The organism is Mesorhizobium qingshengii (genome assembly GCF_900103325.1).
GTDB classification, from domain to species: domain Bacteria; phylum Pseudomonadota; class Alphaproteobacteria; order Rhizobiales; family Rhizobiaceae; genus Mesorhizobium; species Mesorhizobium qingshengii.
The window spans coordinates 113,396-136,190 of the sequence record NZ_FMXM01000009.1 but is presented as its reverse complement, the minus strand read 5'-3'; the positions used below and the strand labels follow the sequence as shown (position 1 = coordinate 136,190).

The following is a 22,795-nucleotide window of genomic DNA, read 5'->3' as shown; positions in this document are numbered from 1 at the left end:
CCAGGCCGCAGAAGCCACGGTAGCGCCGGCCCGGCTTTTCCCTCACTCGGGTTGGGCCATGAAGGACCTGACTTCCCGCAGGAACTCGGCGAAGGCCGGCTCGTTGGCAAGCAGGATGTGATTGGTGCTGTTGAGGTCGACGAAGCGCGCCCCCGGTATGCCGGCCGCCAGCGTCTTGCCTTCCTCGAACGGCACCGCGGCATCGTTCCTGGCGTGCAACACCAGCGTTGGAACGCTTACCTGTCCGAGCATCGCCGAGACGTCCATGTCTCCGAAGGCGGAGTGCAGCAGGCTTGCGTTAAGCGGCGAGGCGGTCTGCCGCTGGAGATCGTTGAACCAGGCCATCTGCTCGCGGCTTGCCCCCGGAATGAAGGTTTCGGTGAACAGCTGGCGAAAGGCGGGGTTGTCCTTGCCCCACCCCTCGCGGATCAGCGTGGTCATGGCTTCATGGGTATCGAGCTGGTGGCTGTCCCCACGCTTTCGCCAGCCCCTTGCATAGCCGCCGTAGAGGATGAGGCGCGAGACGCGCTCGCGGTGCCGGATCGCATAGGCGATCGATATCGCGCAGCTTTGGGAGACGCCGAGCAGCGGGAACCTGTCGAGACCGCTTGCGTCGGCAACGCTTTCCAGATCGGTGACCATGGCGTCGAAGGAGAAATCGCCGACGTTCCAGTCGGAGAGGCCGTTCCCGCGCTCATCGTAGCGGATCAGGGTATTCCCGGTCGAAAGCGAATCGATCCAGTGTCGCCAGACCGGGCTTTCCCATTCATATTGCAGATGCGACATCCAGTGCGCCGCGCGAAGCAGTGGCGGGCCGCTGCCCGAAACCGCATAGGCGATCCGGACGCCGTCCGGGCTGCTGCAATAGTGTATCTCCTGGGAACGCTGGATACCTGGCGCGGGACCTTCGGCCAACGCCTGGTGCTCCTCCCGCGCCGGTGGCGGTTGCACCGCGCGCTCCCTGGCCTCGGTGGCCAGCGATCGAACTTCCAAGGCGATCTGCTTGTTGGTCGGATCGAGGGACTGGAGTGTCTCCGCGTGCGAAAGCGCCCGCTCCGGGTCCGAGCGCAGCCGCTCGACAAGCGCCTGCAGGATCATCAATCGGGTGCGATCCAAGGCGTCGCCATGGAATGTGCGCCACGCCTCGAACACTGGGCAGCGCGGCAGCTCCAGGTCCTCGAGAAACCGCCCCCGGAACAAGGCAGCCGCCGTCTCCAGCCGCTGGGTGTCGAGGGAGCGTACATCGCTGGCCGTCATATGGGCGACGCCGAGCAGATCGACGTCGAGACCGGTGGTGTCGAAAAGCACGCTGTCCCGATCGGTCCTGAGGCAGTCACTATTGTCGTCGATAATGTGCCTAAGCTTCGAGAGGCTCCATCGCAGCGAAGCCCGCGGATCGTCCGGGATGTCCCAGAACATCTGGCACAAATGGTCGCGCCGCTGTCTCCGATTCGTCACCGCCAGATAGGCGAGCAGGGCGCGGGTTTTCTTCGACGGAGTCAGGGCGATCTCCCGGTCGTCCCGTAGGACAACCAGTTGGCCGAGCACCTTGATCCCCAGTAGGCCCGTCATTTGGGACACCGATCGCCTGCGCCCAATTTTATCTGCCATACGGCGCGGTGTAAATTTGCCGATGGTTGGTGGCTATGGAACGAAAAGATGAGCGTCGTCGCCCATCGTCCGGCCGGGCTGAACCGAGGAAGTAATGATGTGAGCAAAATGTCTATGCACTGAACCGACGCCAGACCCGGGAGCGCGAAGGCACCACGGAGTTTGGCAATTCGGGAATAAAGCCTTTGTTATCAATGCTTGATAAACACGGTTTCGACAGCCTAACCACTTGAACTCAAGCGGCTGTTCCAGAACGGCTCAGCGTGGAATAGAATGCCGTCCGCGGCCTGCTGAGCGGCTGCGGTTGAGCGAAAAGATCGAATGGCAACCACGGAACTGGAACAGCCGGGGAATGGCGGCTTGAGCGCACGCGCGACGCGGACGCTGAAGACGGTGCCGCGCATCTGGAACCGGTTCTGGCGCCTCGTTTCGCTTTACATGCCCAAGCGGCTCTATGCCCGCTCGCTGATCATCGTCATCGCGCCGATGATCCTGCTGCAATCGGTCGTCGCCTTCGTCTTCATGGAGCGCCATTGGGCAACCGTGACGCAGCGCCTGTCGCAGGCCACCGTGCGCGACATCGCCGCCATCATCGACATGATCGAGACCTATCCGCACGACGCCGACTACGCCAACATCATCCGCATCTCCCAGGACCGCATGCAACTGAAGGTCGACCTGTTGCCGCCCGATCCGTTGCCGCCGCCCGGACCCAAACCATTCTTCTCGATCCTCGACGACGTTCTCTCGGCCGAGATCACGCGCCAGATCAACCGGCCGTTCTGGATCGACACGGTCGGCAATTCCAACATCGTCGAGGTACGCGTCCAGCTCGAGGGCAAGGTGCTGCGCGTCTTCGTGCGGCGCAGCCAGGCCTATGCCTCGAACACCCACATCTTCCTGATCTGGATGGTCGGCACCTCGCTGGTGCTTTTGATGATCGCCATTCCCTTCCTGCGCAACCAGATCCGGCCGATCCTGACCCTTGCCGAGGCCGCCGAAAGCTTCGGCAAGGGCCGGCCGATGCCGCGCGACTTCCGGCCACGCGGCGCCGAGGAGGTTCGCCGCGCCGGCTTCGCCTTCATCCAGATGCGCGAGCGCATCGAACGCCAGATCGAACAGCGCACCGCCATGCTGACCGGCGTCAGCCACGACCTCAGGACCATCCTCACCCGCTTCAAGCTGCAGTTGGCGCTGGCCGGCGGCAAGGCAGAGACCAAGGCGGCCCTCAATCAGGACATCGACGACATGCAGTCGATGCTCGAAGGCTATCTCTCCTTCGCTCGCGGCGAGGCCTCGGAGGACCCCGGACGTTTCGATCTGGAAGTCTATTTCCAGAAGCTCGGCGAGGAAGCAAAACTGCGCAAATGCAAACTGTCGACGACGCTTGTCGGCGATCCGACCGTGCATGTGCGGCCGAGTGCCTTCGCCCGGCTGCTGTCCAACGTCATCGGCAACGCCTTCCGCTATGCCAGGACGGTGGAGGTCAACGCCGACCACGGCCGTGGCTCGCTGCTGGTCACCATCGACGACGATGGTCCGGGCATTCCCGCCGACCGGCGCGAGGATGTGTTCAAACCCTTCGTGCGGCTCGATGAGGCCCGCAACCTCGATGCCAGCGGCACCGGGCTCGGCCTGTCGATCGCCCGCGACATCGCCCGCAGCCATGGCGGCGACATCACGCTCGACGACAGCCCGCTCGGCGGATTGCGCGCCGTGATCAAGGTACCCGCCTAGGCAGGCCAGGCGCCAGGCTTCATCCGCCCGTCATGAAACCATGGTGAAGAGCGCGCATGAAGAGCGCGACCACTCTTGATTCGGCCATGCCGCCTCACTTCGACCCCGTGCCCGCCCGGGTGCGCTGGAGCGAAGCGAGCGCCGCAAGCAGGTCGCCGTTCCGGCATCGCCTCAAGGCAAACGTCGACCTTTCGAGCAAAGGGCCGCCATGCGCATATTGATGGTCACCGACGCCTGGCGCCCGCAGGTCAATGGCGTCGTCCACACGCTGGAGCGGCTTGCCGAGACGCTGAAATCCTTCGACGTCGCTGTGGATTTCCTGACGCCCAACATCTTTCGCACGCTGCCCTTGCCCACCTACCCCGACATAAGGCTGGCGCTAACCACGCCCGGCCACGTCGCGCGACTGATCGAAGCCGGCAAGGCCGACCACATCCACATCGTTACCGAGGGTCCGCTCGGCATCATGGCGCGGCGCTATTGCCGCAATGCCGGGCGTCCATTCACCACCAGCTATCACACGCGCTTTCCCGAATATCTCAGCGCCCGCCTGCCGGTGCCGGAAAGCTGGGCCTATCGCTGGCTGCGCGATTTCCACAATTCCGGCCAGGGCACGCTGGTCGCCACCCAGTCGCTTGCCGACGACCTTGCGGCGCGCGGCTTCACCAAGCTGCGGCCATGGACGCGCGGCGTCGACACCAACCATTTCCGGCCGGACAAGAAGAAAGACCTCGGCTTCCCCGGCCCGATCTTCCTCTGCGTCGGCCGCGTCGCCATCGAGAAGAACCTCTCCGCCTTCCTCGACCTCGACCTGCCCGGCAGCAAGGTGATCGTCGGCGAGGGTCCCGAACTTGCCAGGCTCAAGGCGAAGTACCCACAGGCCCACTTCCTGGGCCACCGCCCCAACGACGAACTGGCCGAGATCTACGCCTCGGCCGATGTCTTCGTTTTCCCCAGCCGCACCGACACGTTCGGCAACGTCATCATCGAGGCGCTGGCCAGCGGCACACCGGTGGCCGCCTATCCGGTGACCGGACCGATCGATATCGTCGGCGACGGCTTTGGCGGCGCGGTCTCCAACGACCTGCGCGAGGCAGCGCTCGCCGCGCTCAACGTCGACCGCGCCGACGCGCGCGAACGCGCCATGCGCTACAGCTGGAAGGCCTGCGCGGAAATGTTTCTCGATACGGTCGAGGAAGCGCTGGGAACGACGCGGAAGCTGGCGGCCTGACCCTCTATTCGTCATCCACGGGCGAAGCGACGGCAACGCCGGCGCGCAGACCCGAGGATGACAAAAGCTAAAACAATCGCCCGCCGTCCGGCACCCGGCGCTCGATGGCGCCCAGCACCACGGCGCCCTCCTCGTCGGGAAAGCCGAGCGTCAGCACTTCCGACATGAACGGTCCAATCTGGCGCGGCGGGAAATTGACCACCGCGAACACCTGCCGGCCGATCAGCGTCTCCGGCGCATAATATTTGGTGATCTGCGCCGACGATTTCTTGATGCCGATGTCAGCGCCAAAATCGATCTTCAGCTTGAACGCCGGCTTGCGCGCCTGCGGAAACGGCTCGGCCTCGACGATCGTGCCGGCGCGAATGTCGACACGATCGAAATCGGCAAAACTGATCTCGGGCTTGCGCTCGCTGCTCGAACTCATCTCTGGTCTTGTCTGCCCTGGTTCAGGCGTTGCCGTAGGTCTCGAACAGCACGCCGGCCAGCGCGTCCTTGGCCGAGGTTCCCGACCAGACGACGAACTGGAACGCCTGGAAATAGCATTCGCAGGCTTCCAGCGCCGACGACAGCAGCACCTCGACCTGCTGGCTCGACGGCTCGACCCCGCCTGCCAGGAGCAGCGACTGGCGGAACATGATCGCGCCCTCCTGCTCCCAGAGGTCGAAATGGCCAAACAGCATCTGTTCGTTGATCAGCGACAAGAGCCGCATCACTTCCAGCGCACGGGTCTCCGGTACCTTGATGTCGAAGGCACAGGCCAGATGCAGCGCCTCGAAATCCTCCATCCAGGAGAAGGAGACGTGATAGTCGGTCCAGCTGCCGGCAACCGAGATCGAAATCTCGTCGTCGCCAGCCCGTTCAAAGGACCAGTCGTTGTTGTGGGCCACCTGCTCGATAACATCCACCGGATGGATTTCGCGGGAGAATTCGAGTTCGAGAAGTTCCATGGAATGCTTCCTGTCGTTCTGAGGAGCGCCGCCACACGCTCCGCGGGAGGGCACACACAACGAACAATCTTGTCTAGAACTCGGACGGCCAGGACTTCTCGACACAAAGACCCCGGACCGGACCCCACCGCCCGGCCGCATGACCCTGCTCCGAATCATGCAACAAATTCAGTCTATTGATCGGGAGTCGCGTGAACAGCCCAATTTTTCGCACTGCGTCATTCGCATGTGGAAAGCCGCTGTCACAAAGATTCATGCAATGCCGTTAAGCGATTCACGGCAAAGCGATTTTCAGGATCGCGCTTTGTGGAAAAGTTTAACGATTATTTTTTTGCGCGGGGCTTTGCCGCCGCCGCCGGTGCGGTCTGTCCGGTCAATTCGGCAAGCTTTGCCTCGAGCGCCTCGATGCGGGCGGCAAGACGGGTATTCTCGTCCCTCGCCTTGGCGGCCATCTCGCGCGCGGCCTCGAACTCTTCGCGCTGCACCACATCCATCGAGTTGAGGATGCGCTCGGCCTGTCCCTTGAAGGCGGTCTCCACCTCACGGCGTACGCCTTGCGCCGCGCCCGCGGCGTCGGTCATCAACTTGGCGAATTCATCGAGAATGCGGTTCGGTCCGGTCGACATGGCAAATCCTCGCTTGCTCGAAATGACGTAGTGGTGCCGCGCGTCGAATGCAAGAACGTTGCACACCTCTATGGCATCGCCAGTCGATCCCGTGGCCTGTCTGCGCTGCTATAACGCATGTCCGCAGGCTGATCGTCACGCGCGCAGAGAGCTTTCGAACGGCTCCTTCCAGACTATACGGGATGGCGCCAAGTCGCCTATTGTGGTGCTTTCATCTCGTCTTGCGTCAAGCACGCTCCAGTCAGGGGTCAATCAAATGGCAACGCCTCCGCGCCGACCGACAAATCCGATGGCAGCCGCCGAGGCTGCCTTCAAGCCGATCAAGAAACCGGCGCACCAATCCGCGAACCCTCGGCCGCACCGAATGTCAGGGAGCTTGTCTCGATCCGGATCGATCGCGCCGTGCTGGACCATTTCCAGGAAGACGGTCCCGGCTGGCAGGACAGGATCAACGACGCATTGCGGCGGATGATTGCCGCCAAGCCTGAGGATTGAACCCAGCCATCTGGTCGCTGCCACGGCAGAGTTGCAGCATGTCCCCGCACGGCGCGATGGCCCCGGTGGCGATCCCGTTTCCCGACCCTTGACGGGATCCACCTTGCCTTGACCCCGCCAAAACCCTGCCGCATGGTCCGCGCCCAATGCGACCGCAACCGAGAGCTCCCCGTTGAACGAATATTTCCTGCTGCCGCTGGCCTCGCTGCCCTTTCCCAACATCAATCCGATCCTCATCCAGATCGGTCCGCTGGCGGTGCACTGGTACGGCGTCGGCTACATCGTCGGCATCCTGTTCGCCTGGTGGTATGCCAAGCGGCTCGCCGCCAATGCCAGGCTGTGGCCGAACGGCATCCTGCCGATGAAGCCGGAAGACCTCGACGATTTCATCGTCTGGGCTGCCATCGGCGTCGTGCTGGGCGGCCGCACCGGCTACGTGCTGTTCTACGACCTGCCGCGCTACATTGCCCACCCGCTCGACATCTTCGCCGTCTGGCAAGGCGGCATGTCGTTCCATGGCGGCCTGCTCGGCGTCACCCTCGCCATGACGCTGTTTTCCATCAAGCGCGGTATCCGCACCTGGTCGCTGTTCGATGTCGTGGCCGCTGGCGTGCCGGTCGGCCTCGGCCTGGTGCGCGTCGCCAACTTCATCAATTCCGAACTCTGGGGCCGACCGACCGATGTGCCGTGGGCGATCGAGTTCCCCAATGGCGGGCCGTTTGCCCGCCATCCAAGCCAGCTCTACGAGGCCCTACTCGAGGGCGTGGTGCTGTTCCTCGTGCTGCGCATCCTCACCCATTCGCGCCTCAAGCTGAAGACGCCGCGCTTCGTCGGCGGCGCCTTCATCTGCGGCTATGGCCTGTCACGCATCTTCGTCGAGTTCTTCCGCGAGCCCGACCAGCAGCTCGGCTATCTCCTTGGCACCAACTGGCTGACCATGGGCATGATCCTGTCGTCGCCGATGGTGCTGGCCGGCATCTGGGCGATGGCGACCGCCAAGCCGGTGCCCCAGTCACAGCCGGCATGACACGGCTGAAGGCCCGCATCGTCGACCTGATCGAGGCGCTGGGGCCGATCCCGGTCAACGAATACATGGCGCTGTGCCTGTTCGACCCCGCGGACGGCTACTACACGACGCGCGAACCCTTCGGTGCCGCCGGCGACTTCATCACCGCGCCGGAGATCAGCCAGATGTTCGGCGAACTCGTCGCCGTCTGGCTCTACCAGGCCTGGCTGGCCGGCGGCCGGCCGATGCCGGTCACCATCGCCGAGATCGGCCCCGGCCGCGGCACGCTGATGAAGGACATGCTGCGCACCCTGTCGCGGCTTGATCCTGATCTGGCCAACGGCGCCACCTTCGCCATGATCGAGGCCAGCCCGCGCCTGACCGAGATCCAGAAACAGACGCTTGCCGCGACACCTTTCCCGGTTCGTTGGCACGAAACCATCGGCACGCTGCCGCAACAGCCGCTGCTCATCGTCGGCAACGAATTGTTCGACGCCGTGCCCATTCGTCAGTTCGTCCGCGCCGGTGCCGACTGGCGCGAACGCATGGTCGGTCTGGATGATGGGGACAACCTTGGCTTCTTCGCCGGCGCCGGCTCGGTCGACCCGACGCTGCTGTCTGAGGATGCCGGCAACGCACCACAGGGCGCCATCGTCGAAGTTGCGCCGGCTCGTACCGCACTGATGGCGGCCATCGCCGGGCGCATAGCGGGGCATGGCGGCGCCGGGCTATTCCTCGACTATGGCCACCTCCAGCCGGGTGTCGGCGACACGCTGCAGGCCTTGCGCAGGCACAATCACGAAGATGTGCTGGCCAATCCGGGCGAAGCCGACCTCACGACCCATGTCGATTTCGCCGCCCTTGCCGCGATCGTGCGCGTGCACGGCCTCGACGCCCATCTGTCGACGCAGGGCCACTTCCTGCTCGGCATGGGCATTCTCGAGCGCGCCGGCCGGCTCGGCGCCGATGCCTCCCGGGAGGCCCGCCAAAAGATCGCCGACGATGTCGAACGCCTCGCCGGCCCGCAAGCCATGGGCGAGCTGTTCAAGGTGCTTGCCGTGCTGCCACGCGGCGTGGCCGTTCGCCCCTTTGCCGCGGCGGATTGACTTTTCGTCGCCGCCCCTCCCAATCTCCCGTCCGGTAAAAGAGCGGTCGAACCCCCGGCCGCGCTTTGTCCCGACTTTTTCTTGACGAAACCGCCCACACGGACAACAACGCCCGCATGCTGAATCAGACCAAACCGGATCCCGTTCGGTCGCCCCTGCTGGACAAGGCGCAGGCGCAAGGCATCCGCCACGGCTATTTCACCCGCGCGGGCGGCGTCTCCAGCGGCATCTACCGGGGCCTCAACATCGGCACCGGATCGAATGACGACCAGGCGCTTGTCGCCGAGAACCGCGGCCGCGTCGCCGCCTGGATGGGCGTGCCGGCGAGCCATCTGTTGACCGCCCACCAGATCCACTCGCCCGATGTCGTCATTGCCAGGGAGCCGTTTGCCGGCGAACGGCCCAAGGCCGACGCCATCGTCACCGACCAGCCGGGCATCGCCATCGGCGCCTCTACCGCCGACTGCGGCCCGGTGCTGTTCGCGGATGCGCAGGCGCGCGTCATCGGCGCGGCGCATGCCGGCTGGAAAGGCGCCTTGTCAGGCGTGCTGGAAAACACGGTTCTCACCATGGAAAGCCTCGGCGCCCGGCGCGAACGCATCGTTGCCGTGCTCGGCCCCTCGATCGGCCCCGAGAACTACGAGGTCGGACCGGAATTCGTCGCCCGCTTCGTCGAGGCGGACGCCGAAAACATCGGCTATTTCGCGCCCTCCGCCAACGCCGGCCATGCGATGTTCGACCTCAACCGCTACACGGTCGACCGGCTCGCGAAGGCCGGCGTGACGGCCGAGGGTCTCGGGCGCTGCACCTATACCGAGGCGGATTTGTTTTACTCCTACCGGCGCACGACGCACCGCGGGGAGCCCGATTACGGCCGGCAGGTTTCGGCAATCGTTTTGGAGAGGGAATAATGGCGCTGCATTTTGAACGATCGGAATTCGACGCGCGGCGTGACCGGCTGATGATCGAGATGGCCGAAAAGAAGCTCGACGCCATCCTGCTGTTCGCGCAGGAGAGCATGTATTGGCTGACCGGCTACGACACGTTCGGCTTCTGCTTCTTCCAGTGCCTGGTGGTGAAGGCCGACGGTTCGATGGTGCTTTTGACCCGTTCGGCCGACCTGCGCCAGGCGCGCCACACCTCGATCATCGACAACATCGTCTTGTGGACCGACCGCAATGGCGCCAATCCGGCGGTCGACCTGCGCAATCTGCTCAACGAGCTCGACCTGCTCGGCGCCCGCATCGGCGTCGAATACGACACCCATGGGTTGACCGCCTACAATGGCCGCCGGCTGGACGAGCAGTTGCAGACTTTTGGCCAGATCGCCGACGCGTCCGGCATCGTCGGCCGGCTGCGCCTGTTCAAGAGCCCGGCCGAGGTCGCCAAGGCCGAGAAGGCCGCCAATCTATCCGACGACGCCCTCGACGCGGCCTTGCCGCTGATCAAGCAGGGCGGCGACGAAGCCCTGATCCTCGCCGCCATGCAGGGCGCGATCTTTGCCGGCGGCGGCGACTATCCGGCCAACGAGTTCATCATCGGCTCCGGCGTCGACGCGCTGCTCTGCCGCTACAAGGCCGGCCGCCGCAAGCTCACCAAGAACGACCAGCTGACGCTCGAATGGGCCGGCGTCTTCAACCACTACCATGCGCCGATGATGCGCACGGTGCTGACCGGCAAGGTCTCGAAGCGCCATCAGGAGCTGTTCGACGCCGCCCGCGCCGCCCTCCTGGCCGTCGAGAAGGCGATGACGCCGGGCAACAGCTTCGGCGACGTGTTCGATGCCCATGCCCGCACCATGGAAGCGCACGGCCTGACCAAGCACCGGCTGAACGCCTGCGGCTACTCGGTCGGCGCCCGTTTCACGCCATCCTGGATGGACATGCCGATGTTCTACCAGGGCAATCCCGAGCCCATCGCGCCGAACATGACGCTGTTCGCCCACATGATCATCATGGATTCCGACACCGAGACGGCGATGACGCTTGGCCGCACCTACCTGACCACCGAATCCCAGCCCAAGCCGCTGTCCCGCCATGATCTCGACTTGATCGTACAGTGAATCCATAATGGGAGGCGTTCTTCGCCAAGGAGTTATCAGGCAAATGAGACGATCGCATGTGACGACCGTGTCATTGCTCGTGGCGCTCGCGCTGGCCGCCTGCACCAACGCCAAGGACGTCCTCGAGCCTTCGGCGATCACCCCGCCGGCGACCTCGACGCAGGCGCTGCCCGCCACGCAAGGCAACACGGCAGCCGCGGCTCCCGCGCCAGCCACCACACCGCTCACGCCTGCCCAGAGCGCCGCCATCCTTTCCAAGACCCGCCTGCAGATCGCACCGATCGTCGGCGCCTCGGTTGAAGCCGCGACGCCGCTGACGGCGGAGTTGCAAACGCGCGCCAGGCAGCGCGGCATCACGCTCGCCGGCAGCGCAGACCAGACCGCGACCCACGTGCTCAAAGGCTATTTCTCGGCGATTTCGGAAGGCAAGGACACCACCGTCATCTATGTCTGGGACGTCTACGACCCCGCCGGCAACCGCCTGCACCGCATCAACGGCCAGCTGAAAGCGCCTTCGGCCAACGGCGGCGACAGCTGGAAGGCGGTCGCTCCGGCCACCATGCAGGCGATCGCCGACCAGACCATCGACCAGTTCGCGGATTGGCTCGGCGGCAAGGCAGGCTAGGCATCGGACCCAAAAGTGAAAACGGTTTTGGGAAAATCCAATGCTCAAACGAGAAGAGGGAGCAGCGGGAGTCCGCTGCTTCCTGTTGCCGGCTGGCGATGGTGCGAAGCTTTCTTGAGATTAGCCGGCGGATTCCCGATCACGGCGCTTGCAATACCGGCGCGGGCCGCTAAAAGCCCGATGAAATCCCTCACCAGGAACGGTGCATGAAACTCTTCGCAGGCAATTCCAACAGGGTGTTGGCCGAAGCGGTCGCCCGCTATCTCAACATCCCGCTGGGCAAGGCCAGCGTCAGGCGCTTCGCCGATCAGGAGATCTTCGTCGAAATCCAGGAAAATGTGCGCGGCGAGGATGTCTTCATCCTGCAGTCGACCTCATTCCCGACCAACGATCATCTGATGGAACTGCTCATCATGATCGATGCCTTCATGCGCTCGTCGGCGAAACGCATCACGGCGGTGATTCCCTATTTCGGCTATGCAAGGCAGGATCGCCGTGCTTCCGGCCGCACCCCGATCTCGGCCAAGCTGGTCGCCAACATGATCACCCGCGCCGGTGTCGATCGCGTTTTGACGCTCGACCTGCATGCCGGCCAGATCCAGGGCTTTTTCGACATCCCGACCGACAACCTGTTCTCCGTGCCGGTGATGGCCCGCGACGTGAAGGCGAAATACAAGCAACTGGGCAATGTCGTGGTGGTATCGCCCGACATCGGCGGCGTGGTGCGGGCGCGTGCGCTGGCCAAGCGCTTCGACGCGCAACTCGCCATCGTCGACAAACGCCGTGAACGTCCCGGTGAATCGGAAGTCATGAACATCATCGGCGCGGTCGCCGGCAAGGACTGCCTGCTGATCGACGACATCGTCGATTCTGGCGGCACGCTCTGCAACGCCGCCGATGCGCTGCTGGCCAATGGCGCCACCAGCGTCACCGCCTACATTACCCACGGCGTGCTGTCGGGCGGCGCCGTCGCCCGCATCAGCGGCTCGAAGCTGCAGGAACTGGTGATTACCGATTCCATCCAGCCGACGCAGGGCGTGCTCGACGCACCGAACATCCGCGTCATCTCGATCGCCGACCTGATGGGCGAAGCCATCTCGCGCACGGCGACCGAGGAATCGGTGTCCAGCCTGTTCGACTAGGTCAGAACGCCCTCAGCTTTCGAAATAGCTGGGGCGATCGAGATCGGCAATCAGCCCCGGCTGCTTAGGCTGCCACCCAAGCACATCCCGCGTCTGCTGACTGGAAGCTGGCCAGTCCATGCCGAAGAAGTGCGCGAGGAAACCGAAATGGTCGGCCGCTTCCTCCCGGGTTTTGGACATGACCGGCATGTTCAGGCGCTGGCCGATGAGCTCGGCGATCTCCCGCGTCGGCACGCCCTGATCGGCGACGCCATGATAGCGGGCTCCGCCGGCCCCTCTCTCCAGCGCCAGCCTGAAGAGCGTGGCGGCATCGAGCCGGTGCACGGCCGGCCAGCGGTTGGTCCCATCACCGATATAGGCCGAAACGCCCTTCTGACGGGCGATGCCGATCAGCATCGGCACGAAGCCGTGATCGCCATCGCCGTGGACGGAGGGGGAAAGACGCACCGCCGAGGCGCGCACCCCGCGCACCGCCAGCGCCACGGCCGTCACTTCCGAAGCACGGGGATAGGAAGCAGACGGAGGAATAGGCGCGTCGTCCTCGGTGGACATGCTGCCTTGTGTCAGCACCGCGAGCCCGGACGTGACGAGCAATGGCCTTTCGGAACCTTCGAGTTCCGCGCCAAGCGTCTCGATGGCGCGCCGGTCCGCCTCGCAATTCGCCGCGAATTTCGAGAAGTCATGGTTGAAGGCGGTATGGATGACGCCATCCGACTGGGCGGCCCCGCTGCGCAGGCTTTCCAGATCCTCGATATCGCCACGATGCGCCTCAGCGCCCGCGGCGATAACCGACCTGGCGCCGGCATCCGAGCGGGCGAGGCCGAGCACCTGATGACCCGCTCCAACAAGCTCCCGCACGACAGCGGAACCGACAAAACCGGTGGCACCGGTCACAAATACACGCATGGTGATATCTCCTTTGGCTCGTTCGGGGCCGCACAGGCACCCCGTTGCCAAGGGAGATACGGAATTGAGATAATACGATCTATGCTGTAAAGTCCGTATTATCTTCGCAATCGTCCGGAATGCTCATGGATCCGCTCTCAGACGTGCTGTCGCTGCTGAAGCCGCGCAACTACCTGTCCGCCGGGCTGGAGGCCGGTAGCGACTGGTCGATCCAGTTCCCCGACCAGCAGGCAGCCATCAAATGCGGTGCCGTGGTGTCCGGCCAGTGCTGGCTGTCCGTGGAAGGCGTCGCCGACGCGGTGCGCCTGGAGACGGGCGACTGCTTCCTGCTGCCGCGCGGCCGGCCCTTCCGCCTTGCCAGCGACATGGCCGTGCCGGCGGTCGACGCCCGCACGATCTTTTCCCCGGCCCGCACCGGCGGCGTCACCTCGCACAATGGCGGCGGCGATTTCCTTCTCGTCAGCAGCCGCTTCGCCCTTTCCGGCGACCATGCCGGCATCCTGTTGCGGATGCTGCCGCCCATCGTCCACATCTGCAGCGATGCCGACCATTCGGCACTGCGCTGGCCAGTGGAGCGGATGATGCAGGAATTGCGTGAGCGCCGTCCCGGTGGCTTCCTCATCGTCGAGCACCTCGCCCACATGATCCTGATCGAGGCCTTGCGCCTGCACATGGCCGACGGGTTGCGAGGTGGCGTCGGCTGGCTATTTGCCCTGGCCGACAAGCAGATCGGCGCGGCGATCGGCGCCATGCACGACAATCCGTCGCATGGCTGGACATTGCAGACGCTGGCGGAACGCGCCGGCATGTCGCGGTCGACCTTTGCCCTGAAATTCAAGGCGAGTGTCGGCGCCTCGCCGATGGATTACCTGACGCGCTGGCGCATGCTGCTGGCGGGCGACCGGCTGGCGAGTTCCAGCGACCCTGTTTCGGCAATCGCGCTGTCGCTCGGCTACGAATCCGAAAGTGCCTTCAGCACCGCCTTCAAGCGGGTGATGGGCTGTTCGCCACGGCAACATGGCCGTGGCCGCGCACCGGTTTCCGCTCCCCATGGCGAGGAGATCATCCGCCTGCCGGAGCCGGTCGCGGGGTGAAGACGAAGCCGGGCATCAGCCTGAAATCAGGGGCTCTCCAGTCGAACCGGACCGGGTTGGCGACGCGCACCTTCACCGCTGTCGCGCGCGCCGCGCATATAGCCGCGTGGCGACGCGCCCAGCATGCGCTTGAACATGGTGATGAAGGCCGGCACGCTGTCATAGCCGAGATCGAGCGCCACCCTGGTGATCGGCTCGCCATCGGCGAGCCTCGGCAGCGCCGCGAACAGGCAGGCCTGCTGGCGCCATGTCGACAACGACAATCCGGTCTGGCGATGAAAGGCGCGGGTGAAGGAACGGCGGCTCATGCCGGCGGCATCCGCCCATTCGTCGATCGTCGCATGCGGCGAAGGTGCCGCCACGAATCGCCGGCAGAGCGCCGCCAGCCTGGGGTCGGACGGGAACGGCAGGCCGAGCGGCCGCTCCGGCAGGGTCGGAATTTCATGCAGCAAGAGCTTCATGATCAGCCCGCCGCGCCCTTCCAGTTCGCCGCCTTGCGGCAACTTTTCCGATTCCACGATCAGGCTGTGCATCAGGTCGGTGACACCGACCACGCGCAACCCCTCCGGCAGCCCGGGAATAGCCTGCGGCATCACATAGACCGAACGCATCGAGACATCGCCCAGCATCTCGACGGAATGCTCGGTGCCAGCCGGAATCCACATCGCGTGATCGGGCGGCACCATCCAGCGTCCGTGCCGCGTCGTCACCAGCACGACGCCGACCAGCGCATGCAGCAGCTGGCTGCGGCTGTGGCGGTGTCGCGGCACGTGGTAGCCGTCGGGATATTCGGTCGGCAAAGCCACCGCCGGCCCGGCCACTTGCTCCAGCCACTGCCAACGACGCTCGTGCAATTGCTCGAGATCGGCATTGCCGGCGTGAAAGATTTCCCTGCCGTGTGGCATCGGCTATGGCCCACTTGCGAAACTATTGGACCAAACCACGAAAGAAGTCGCCTGGCAACCAGCCTATAAGGCGGCTGCGGGAGCGCCCGCAAAACTGCCTGCCGGCGTGCCCGCCAAAAAGACCACGGAGCCTGTCTTGACCGATACAACAGCCACTGCCGTCGCGTCGCCCGCGACCGCCAGCCACGCTTCAGCCCAGGCGACGGCCTTCACCGTCATCCTGGCGGTGAGCTTCTGCCACTGCATCAACGACATCATGCAGTCGCTGCTATCGGCCATCTATCCCTTGCTGAAAGAGAATTACGGTCTCGATTTCTGGCAGATCGGCCTCCTGACCTTCACCTTCCAGGTGACTGCGTCACTGCTGCAGCCGGTGATCGGTATGGTCACCGACAAGCGGCCGATGCCTTATTCGCTGCCCTACGGCATGGCCTCCTCGCTGATCGGCCTGATCGTGCTGGCCTATGCCGGGCATTATGCGCTGCTCCTGGTCGGCGCCTCGCTGATCGGCATCGGCTCGGCGATCTTCCACCCGGAATCCTCGCGTATCGCCCGCTTCGCCTCCGGCGGCCGCTTCGGCCTGGCGCAGTCGCTGTTCCAGGTCGGCGGCAATTTCGGCCAGTCCATGGGCCCGTTGCTGGCCGCCTTCATCGTGGTGCCATTCGGCCAGACCAGCATCGCCTGGTTCGCCGTCGGCTCGCTGATCGGCATATTCGTGTTGTGGCGGGTCGGCGGCTGGTACAGCCGTCTGCGCGCCACGCAAGGCACCCGCAAGGCGGCAAGCTTCGTTTCGCCCTTCCCGCGCCGCAAGGTGATGTGGGCATTGGCGGTGCTGACGCTGCTGGTGCTGACCAAGAACGCCTATATCGCCAGCCTGGCCAGCTACTACACCTTCTATTCCATCCATAAGTTCGGCGTGTCGGTGCAGATGTCTCAGGTCATGCTGTTCCTGTTCCTCGGCGCCTCGGCGCTGGGCATCCTGCTCGGCGGTCCGTTCGGCGACCGCTACGGACAGAAGGCCATGATCTGGTTCTCGATCGTCGGCGTGCTGCCCTTCACACTGGCCCTGCCCTACGCCAACTTCGAATGGACGATGGTGCTGACGGTGCTGATCGGGCTGATCCTGTCGTCGGCCTTTTCCAACATCGTCGTCTTCGCGCAGGAACTGGTGCCGGGCCGCGTCGGCATGATCGCCGGTATCTTCTTCGGCTTCGCCTTCGGCGTCGGCGGCATCGCCGCCGCCGTGCTCGGTGTCGTCGCCGACATGAAGGGCATCGATTTCGTCTTCCAGATCTGCTCGTATCTCCCGTTCCTCGGACTGCTGACGGTGTTCCTGCCGAACATGAGGGAAGCCAGGACGGCATAGACGGACGCCGCGATCCGATAGGCCGAACTCAGACGGGAAAAGCGCCCGCCTGACGGCGGATGCCTTTCCCTGCTCTGTTCGAAAGCCTAGGCCTTGAAGAAGGCCAAAAGGTCGGCGTTGATGATGTCGGCATGGGTCGTGGCCATGCCATGCGGGAAGCCCTTGTAGATCTTGAGCTCGCCCTTCTTGAGCAGCTTGATCGTCAGCAGCGCCGAGTCGGCTATCGGGACGATCTGGTCGTCGTCACCGTGCATCACCAGCACCGGCACGTCGATTGTCTTCAGGTCCTCGGTGAAGTCGGTTTCCGAGAAGGCCTTGATGCAATCATAGTGCGCCTTGGTGCCGCCCATCATGCCCTGACGCCACCAATTGTCGATGACGCCTTCCGACACCGCCGCGCCAGGACGATTGAAGCCATAGAACGGACCGGCCGGGACATCCCGGTAAAGCTGGGCGCGGTTGGCTGCGACGCCGGAGCGGAAGCCGTCGAAGACCTCGATCGGCAGGCCGCCGGGATTGGCCGGGGTCTTGAGCATGATTGGCGGCACCGCGCCGATCAGCACCGCCTTGGCGACGCGGCCCCCCGAGCCGTACTGGGCGACATAGCGCGCCACTTCGCCGCCACCGGTCGAATGGCCCACATGGATTGCGTTCTTGAGATCGAGATGCGCCGCGAGTGCCGCAACATCGGCGGCGTAAGTGTCCATCTCGTTGCCGATTTCCGTCTGCGTGGAGCGGCCATGGCCGCGCCGGTCATGGGCAATGACGCGGTAGCCTTGTGCCAGGAAGAACAGCATCTGCGCGTCCCAGTCGTCGCTGCTCAATGGCCAGCCGTGATGGAAGACGATCGGCTGACCGGTTCCCCAGTCCTTGTAGAAGATTTCAGTCCCGTCCTTGGTGGTGATCGTGCCGCTGCCGGAGCCGGGCTTGGATTGCGAGGTCATCTCAATCTCCTTTAATTGATTGTCGCGACAAACAATATCGCGATAACAATATAGCTAACGCGACTTGAAGCCCTTGTCCATGGAAATATGTATCGCGATATCATTTTTCGTGGTATGGAGTTTTTGCCGATATCGGCAAAAAGGAATGCGTCGTGCCTCTCCCGTTGGACAATCAGCTCTGTTTCACGCTCTACGCCACGAGCATGGCGATCAATCGCACCTACAAGCCGATGCTGGACGAGATGGGGATCACCTATCCGCAGTATCTGGTGCTCAATGCGCTGGGAGAAGCCGATGGCATGTCGGTTGGCACCATCGCGCACAGGCTTGCCCTGGAATCGAGCACCGTCACGCCGCTGGTGAAGCGAATGGAGCAGGCTGGGCTGGTGACCCGGCAGCGCAGCCAGATCGACGAGCGCCAGGTTCAGGTCGATCTGACCGCCGCCGGGCGCGCGCTGCTTGTCCAGTGCAACTGCCTGAACGAGACCTTGATCGAACGCTCCGGCATGACGCTGGCACAACTCGATGCCCTGAACCGCCAGATCCAGGCGCTGCGCAATGCGCTGAGCGGCAACCAATAACCAGCCCGGCGTGCCGCTTCGGCGCCGAGCTCGAAGTGGTGCCCGACCGGGTCGCCGAACTGATCGCCAAGAGCACGCCGATGATCATGCTCGGCATGGGCGCCGGGCCGCATGCCGACGCGCAGTATTTGTTCAGCGAGGACGTGTTCGGCCACACCGCCGGCCACAGCCGCGCCATGCCAAGACCTACCGCAACTTCGTCGCTGAATATGAGCGGCTGCTGCGCGAGCGCATCGCCGCCTATCGCGAGTTCATGTCGGACGCGAAGACAGGCGCCTATCCCGAGGCGCAGCACGTGGTCGCCATCACCGAGCCGAGCTTGCGCTGACCGCGCCCCCCCGCGACCATGCGCGAACGCTCGAACGACGGCGCCCATGCCCGTGTTGCTCCGCGAGATCCCGGGGCACATGATCACGAAGCGGTGACGGCTGTAACGATAGCTCGATGGCCGCGAAGACTGGATGTAGGCGCCGGGCGAAGCATTTGCGGCGCGTCTGGCCTAGGTCTGGGCGCGGTCTGCCAACCTCTCAAGGAATCCACGATCATGTTGAATAGGCGTACTTTCTCCACCGCGCTTGTCGCCGGGGTAGCGACGAGCATACTGGCCGGCTCCGCCAAAACGCGAGCGCAGACGAGCCCCAAGGTTCGCCCTGAGGTTCGCAATGTCGTCCTGGTCCATGGCGCATATGCGGATGGCTCGTGCTGGTCGGAGGTGGTTGGCATCCTGCAGCAGGCCGGCCTCAACGCAACCGTCGTCCAGCACCCGCTGACCACGCTGGAGGCGGGCGTCGAGGCGACGCGTCGAGCGATCGCGCTCCAGGATGGACCGACGATTCTTGTCGGACACTCCTTTGCCGGCATGATCGTCAGCGAGGCAGGGATGGATCCAAAAGTTTCCTCGCTTGTCTATGTCGCGGCGCGTGCGCCGGATGCGGGCGAAGACTACACGGCGCTCGCCAAGACTTTTGCACCGCCGCCCGCCTCCGCCGGCCTCGTCTGGTCCGCAGGCTACGGCAAGCTCAGCGAGGAGGCTTTCCTGCGGGATTTCGCCGGCGGTATCCCTCGCGAGAAGGCGCGCATCCTCTATGCCGTCCAGGGGCCGATCTCTGACAAGCTTTTCTCCGGAAAGACAACGCAGGCCGCCTGGCGCTCAAAGCCAAGCTGGTATGCCGTCTCGACCGAGGATCGCACGATCAACCCGGATCTCGAGCGCTTCATGGCAAAGCGCATGAACGCCAGGACCATCGAGGTGAGGGCAAGCCATTTGTCGCTGATCTCTCACCCGCGCGAGATCACCCAACTTATCTCGCAAGCCGCAGGGCAGCTCAGCTAGCGAGGTTGGCCGGGTCTGGGGCGGTACGGAATTCAACCGCCCCGGGACCTTCAGCCTCCGGCTTGCACCGCCAGCCGCCTTCCGCTATAGAGCCGCCACCCGCGTAGACACCCTTGGAGGCAACGCGGCGGAAGGCCGCCTCACCCGGCGGCTTTCGACGTTTACGGTCCAGGCACGTTGCCCTCCGCGAACGCTCCAGAACAAACCGAAAGGAAATGCCATGAGCCACGATACTTACGAGCTCAAGGCCGAAGCGCGTGAACAGGTCGGTAAGGGGTCCGCCCGTGCAGTTCGCCGCAACGGTAAAGTGCCTGCAGTAATTTATGGTGACAAGCAGCCTCCCCTGGCGATCGCCCTCACCTACAAGGACATCTACTACAAGATCCATGGCGGCGGGTTCCTGACCACGGTTGCCACGATCGATGTCGACGGCAAGAAGATCCAGGTCCTGCCGAAGGACTTCCAGCTCGACCCGGTCAAGGATTTCCCTGTCCATGTCGACTTCCTGCGCATCGGCAAGGACACCGAAGTCAATGTCGACGTGCCTGTCCACTTCATCAATGAGGACAAGTCGCCCGGCATCAAGCGCGGCGGCGTGCTCAACATCGTGCGTCACGAAGTCGAGTTCCACTGCCCGGCCAATGCGATCCCGGAATTCATCACCGTCGATCTCACCGGCGCCGACATCGGCGACTCGATCCATATCTCGGCCGTCAAGCTGCCGGCCGGCGTCAAGCCGGTGATCTCCGACCGCGACTTCACCATCGCGACCGTTGCCGGTTCGTCGGCGATGAAGCCGGAGACGGAAGAGACGGTCGAGGCTGTACCTGAAGCGGCGCCTGCCGCCGAAGAGAAGTAACTCTTTCCCGCCCGGAGCAGACGATGCTTGTCTTTGCAGGCCTCGGCAATCCGGGCGCGAAATACGCTGACAATCGACACAATGTCGGTTTCATGGCGGCGGACGCTATCGCCCGCCGCCATTCCTTTTCGCCCTGGTCGAAGAAATTCCAGGGTCTGATTTCCGAAGGCACGCTTGGCGGCGAAAAGATCGTCCTGATCAAGCCGCAGACCTTCATGAACCTGTCCGGCCAGTCGGTCGGCGAAGCGCTGCGCTTCTACAAGCTCGGCCCTTCAGCGCTCACCGTCTTTTACGACGAGATCGACCTTGCCGAAGGCAAGCTGCGCATCAAGACCGGTGGCGGCGCCGGCGGCCATAACGGCATCCGTTCGATCGACGGCCATGTCGGCAACGCCTATCGCCGCGTGCGCATCGGCGTCGGCCATCCCGGCGTCAAGGAGATGGTCCAGCATCATGTGCTCGGCGATTTCGCCAAGGCAGACCGCGAATGGCTCGAGCCCCTGCTCGCGGCGATCGCCGACAACGCCGCCATGATCGTCAAGGGCGACGAATCCGGCTTCATGAACAAGGCCAGTCTCGCCGTCCAGGGCAAGGGAGCACTCGAGCCGGAAAAGCCGGCGCAGAAGCAGCAGAGCCCAAAACAGCAGAGTCACATCCGCCAGGCGCGCCCGCAGCAGGCGCCCGCCAAACTGCCGGAATCCGGCCCAATGGCCGCCATGCTGAAGAAGCTGTTCGGCAAGGATTGAGCAAAGCCAAGTGCGTGACCGGGCCGATACGTCGTGTGGCGAGCCGGCATGGCGAACCCGCTGAACGCAGCTAGGGCTTGACGTTCGTCACCCCGATCGCCCATAGCCCTGATCAAATTTCGATTTCCCGATAGGACCGGACAAAATGGGTTTCAAATGCGGCATCGTTGGCTTGCCCAACGTCGGCAAGTCGACGCTTTTCAATGCGTTGACCAGGACGGCGGCGGCGCAGGCCGCCAACTATCCGTTCTGCACCATCGAACCGAACACCGGCGAGGTGGCGGTGCCCGACCCGCGCCTGCAGAAGATCGCCGCGATCGGCAAGTCGAAGGAGATCATTCCGACACGCATCTCCTTCGTCGACATCGCCGGCTTGGTGCGCGGTGCCTCGAAGGGCGAAGGGCTGGGCAACCAGTTTCTCGCCAACATCCGAGAGGTGGACGCCATCGTGCATGTGCTGCGCTGCTTCGAGGATGACGACATCACCCATGTCGAGGGCCGCATCGACCCTGTCGCCGACGCCGAGACGGTCGAGACCGAGCTGATGCTCGCCGACCTGGACAGTCTCGAGCGCCGCATCGTGCAATTCCGCAAGCGCGCCGGCAGCAAGGACAAGGAGGCGATGACCGTGCTGCCGATGATGGAGGCAGCGCTCGAACTGCTGCAGGCCGGCAAGCCGACCCGCGTCCTGCTCAACGGCATCTCGGCGGAAGACCTGCGCATCCTGCAGGGCCTGAACCTTTTGACCTCGCATCCCGTGCTCTACGTCTGCAACGTCTCGGAGGCCGATGCCGCCACCGGCAACGAGCACACCAGGGCGGTGGAAAAGATGGCCGCGGCACAAGGCGCCCGCACCGTCGTCATCTCGGCCGCGATCGAGGCCGAAGTCGCCCAGCTCTCCGACGAGGAAGAGATGGAATTCCTGTCCTCGCTCGGCCTCGACGAGCCCGGCCTGAACAAGGTGATCCGCGCCGGCTACGAGCTGTTGCACCTCATCACCTATTTTACCGTCGGGCCGAAGGAGACGCGCGCCTGGACCGTGCACAAGGGAGACAAGGCACCGCAGGCGGCCGGCGTCATCCACACCGATTTCGAGCGCGGCTTCATCCGCGCCCAGACCATCGCCTACAACGACTTCATCACGCTGGGCGGCGAAGTGGCGGCCAAGGAAGCCGGCAAGGCACGCGACGAAGGCAAGGAATATGTCGTCCAGGACGGCGACATCATGCTGTTCAAGTTCAACACCTGACACCCGGGGCGGCCGATCACGTTCGGCCGCTCTCTGCAAGTCGACCGGCCGTATCGGCGACGCCAGCTGGTTTCCGGCTATCGACCCGTTTTTCGAGCGGCCATCCGCGGGGCGCCTGCTCGTCTTGATTTTGTCACCTCACAGGTCTAAGCGGCAGGCGCACGGTCGGCGCTCGTGACGAAGAACCGTGCAATCCGACACGACGCGTCAAGCTGAACGCA

At 64.1% G+C, this 22,795-nt stretch carries 23 protein-coding genes and 1 pseudogene; 17 read left to right on the top strand and 7 right to left on the bottom strand.

Annotated elements, in window-relative coordinates; all coding sequences use genetic code 11:
• Window positions 1–42 precede the first annotated feature (42 nt).
• Window positions 43–1,572 (bottom strand): bifunctional AfsR/SARP family transcriptional regulator/alpha/beta hydrolase, encoded by a 1,530-nt coding sequence (locus tag BLS48_RS36195; RefSeq protein ID WP_244529626.1) that lies wholly within the window; start codon window positions 1,570–1,572, stop codon window positions 43–45.
• A 360-nt stretch (window positions 1,573–1,932) separates the two neighbouring features.
• Between BLS48_RS36195 and BLS48_RS16305 the strand changes: the two genes are divergently transcribed.
• Both BLS48_RS16305 and BLS48_RS16300 read left to right on the top strand, forming a co-directional pair.
• Window positions 1,933–3,348 (top strand): ATP-binding protein, encoded by a 1,416-nt coding sequence (locus BLS48_RS16305; RefSeq protein WP_091579139.1) that lies wholly within the window; start codon window positions 1,933–1,935, stop codon window positions 3,346–3,348.
• Window positions 3,349–3,556: 208 nt separating this feature from the next.
• Window positions 3,557–4,579, top strand: a complete 1,023-nt coding sequence (locus BLS48_RS16300; protein WP_091579137.1) for a glycosyltransferase family 4 protein — start codon at window positions 3,557–3,559, stop codon at window positions 4,577–4,579.
• A 67-nt stretch (window positions 4,580–4,646) separates the two neighbouring features.
• On the opposite strand, the gene BLS48_RS16295 is transcribed toward BLS48_RS16300, so the two are convergent.
• The 3 genes from BLS48_RS16295 to BLS48_RS16285 all read right to left on the bottom strand — a co-directional run bounded on the left by BLS48_RS16295 (window position 4,647) and on the right by BLS48_RS16285 (window position 6,155).
• A complete protein-coding gene (locus BLS48_RS16295) occupies window positions 4,647–5,006 on the bottom strand; it encodes a tRNA-binding protein (protein ID WP_091579136.1) in 360 nt (119 codons plus the stop codon).
• Window positions 5,007–5,028: 22 nt separating this feature from the next.
• Entirely contained in the window at window positions 5,029–5,529 is a 501-nt protein-coding gene (locus tag BLS48_RS16290) for a type III secretion system chaperone family protein (protein ID WP_013893499.1), read from the bottom strand.
• Between the two features lie 323 nt (window positions 5,530–5,852).
• Complete coding sequence (locus BLS48_RS16285; RefSeq protein WP_091579134.1) at window positions 5,853–6,155, bottom strand: accessory factor UbiK family protein; 303 nt, start codon at window positions 6,153–6,155, stop codon at window positions 5,853–5,855.
• 256 nt (window positions 6,156–6,411) lie between these two features.
• Between BLS48_RS16285 and BLS48_RS16280 the strand changes: the two are divergent.
• The 7 genes and pseudogenes from BLS48_RS16280 (at window position 6,412) to BLS48_RS16250 (ending at window position 12,591) form a co-directional block, all read left to right on the top strand.
• Window positions 6,412–6,650, top strand: a pseudogene (locus tag BLS48_RS16280) (BrnA antitoxin family protein).
• A gap of 172 nt (window positions 6,651–6,822) precedes the next feature.
• Window positions 6,823–7,677: a prolipoprotein diacylglyceryl transferase gene (gene lgt, locus BLS48_RS16275; RefSeq protein ID WP_091579132.1), complete on the top strand. Its 855-nt coding sequence runs from the start codon at window positions 6,823–6,825 to the stop codon at window positions 7,675–7,677.
• Window positions 7,674–8,762 (top strand): class I SAM-dependent methyltransferase, encoded by a 1,089-nt coding sequence (locus BLS48_RS16270; protein ID WP_091579131.1) that lies wholly within the window; start codon window positions 7,674–7,676, stop codon window positions 8,760–8,762. Before lgt ends, BLS48_RS16270 begins: the two co-directional genes overlap by 4 nt.
• A 116-nt stretch (window positions 8,763–8,878) precedes the next feature.
• Window positions 8,879–9,673, top strand: coding sequence for a peptidoglycan editing factor PgeF (gene pgeF, locus BLS48_RS16265; protein WP_091579129.1), 795 nt, complete (start codon window positions 8,879–8,881; stop codon window positions 9,671–9,673).
• Entirely contained in the window at window positions 9,673–10,824 is a 1,152-nt protein-coding gene (locus tag BLS48_RS16260) for a M24 family metallopeptidase (RefSeq protein ID WP_091579128.1), read from the top strand. Before pgeF ends, BLS48_RS16260 begins: the two co-directional genes overlap by 1 nt.
• A gap of 43 nt (window positions 10,825–10,867) precedes the next feature.
• Window positions 10,868–11,449, top strand: coding sequence for a hypothetical protein (locus BLS48_RS16255; protein ID WP_091579126.1), 582 nt, complete (start codon window positions 10,868–10,870; stop codon window positions 11,447–11,449).
• A gap of 206 nt (window positions 11,450–11,655) precedes the next feature.
• Complete coding sequence (locus BLS48_RS16250; protein WP_019860650.1) at window positions 11,656–12,591, top strand: ribose-phosphate pyrophosphokinase; 936 nt, start codon at window positions 11,656–11,658, stop codon at window positions 12,589–12,591.
• Between the two features lie 12 nt (window positions 12,592–12,603).
• Here the strand turns inward: BLS48_RS16250 and BLS48_RS16245 are convergent, their stop codons facing one another.
• Window positions 12,604–13,497, bottom strand: a complete 894-nt coding sequence (locus tag BLS48_RS16245) for an SDR family oxidoreductase (protein WP_091579124.1) — start codon at window positions 13,495–13,497, stop codon at window positions 12,604–12,606.
• A 125-nt stretch (window positions 13,498–13,622) separates the two neighbouring features.
• Here BLS48_RS16245 and BLS48_RS16240 point away from each other — a divergent pair, with 125 nt between their 5' ends.
• Window positions 13,623–14,591: an AraC family transcriptional regulator gene (locus tag BLS48_RS16240; protein ID WP_091579464.1), complete on the top strand. Its 969-nt coding sequence runs from the start codon at window positions 13,623–13,625 to the stop codon at window positions 14,589–14,591.
• Between the two features lie 26 nt (window positions 14,592–14,617).
• Here the strand turns inward: BLS48_RS16240 and BLS48_RS16235 are convergent, their stop codons facing one another.
• Window positions 14,618–15,496 (bottom strand): AraC family transcriptional regulator, encoded by an 879-nt coding sequence (locus tag BLS48_RS16235; RefSeq protein WP_091579122.1) that lies wholly within the window; start codon window positions 15,494–15,496, stop codon window positions 14,618–14,620.
• Window positions 15,497–15,632: 136 nt separating this feature from the next.
• Between BLS48_RS16235 and BLS48_RS16230 the strand changes: the two genes are divergently transcribed.
• Window positions 15,633–16,862 (top strand): MFS transporter, encoded by a 1,230-nt coding sequence (locus BLS48_RS16230; RefSeq protein ID WP_167365107.1) that lies wholly within the window; start codon window positions 15,633–15,635, stop codon window positions 16,860–16,862.
• Between the two features lie 86 nt (window positions 16,863–16,948).
• Here BLS48_RS16230 and BLS48_RS16225 read toward each other — a convergent pair whose 3' ends face one another.
• Window positions 16,949–17,806, bottom strand: coding sequence for an alpha/beta fold hydrolase (locus tag BLS48_RS16225; protein WP_091579121.1), 858 nt, complete (start codon window positions 17,804–17,806; stop codon window positions 16,949–16,951).
• 152 nt (window positions 17,807–17,958) lie between these two features.
• On the opposite strand from BLS48_RS16225, the gene BLS48_RS16220 reads away from it, so the two are divergent.
• From BLS48_RS16220 to ychF, 6 genes are all read left to right on the top strand, one after another.
• Window positions 17,959–18,387, top strand: coding sequence for a MarR family winged helix-turn-helix transcriptional regulator (locus BLS48_RS16220; RefSeq protein ID WP_091579119.1), 429 nt, complete (start codon window positions 17,959–17,961; stop codon window positions 18,385–18,387).
• Between the two features lie 80 nt (window positions 18,388–18,467).
• Window positions 18,468–18,812 carry a hypothetical protein gene (locus BLS48_RS16215; protein WP_425284695.1) on the top strand — a complete coding sequence of 115 codons (345 nt, stop codon included), beginning with the start codon at window positions 18,468–18,470 and terminating at the stop codon, window positions 18,810–18,812.
• A 116-nt stretch (window positions 18,813–18,928) separates the two neighbouring features.
• Window positions 18,929–19,720 carry an alpha/beta fold hydrolase gene (locus BLS48_RS16210; protein WP_091579458.1) on the top strand — a complete coding sequence of 264 codons (792 nt, stop codon included), beginning with the start codon at window positions 18,929–18,931 and terminating at the stop codon, window positions 19,718–19,720.
• A 220-nt stretch (window positions 19,721–19,940) separates the two neighbouring features.
• A complete protein-coding gene (locus BLS48_RS16205) occupies window positions 19,941–20,579 on the top strand; it encodes a 50S ribosomal protein L25/general stress protein Ctc (RefSeq protein WP_091579117.1) in 639 nt (212 codons plus the stop codon).
• Window positions 20,580–20,602: 23 nt separating this feature from the next.
• Window positions 20,603–21,325 (top strand): aminoacyl-tRNA hydrolase, encoded by a 723-nt coding sequence (pth, locus tag BLS48_RS16200; RefSeq protein WP_091579116.1) that lies wholly within the window; start codon window positions 20,603–20,605, stop codon window positions 21,323–21,325.
• A gap of 145 nt (window positions 21,326–21,470) precedes the next feature.
• Complete coding sequence (ychF, locus tag BLS48_RS16195) at window positions 21,471–22,574, top strand: redox-regulated ATPase YchF (protein WP_091579114.1); 1,104 nt, start codon at window positions 21,471–21,473, stop codon at window positions 22,572–22,574.
• The last annotated feature ends 221 nt before the right edge of the window (window positions 22,575–22,795 follow it).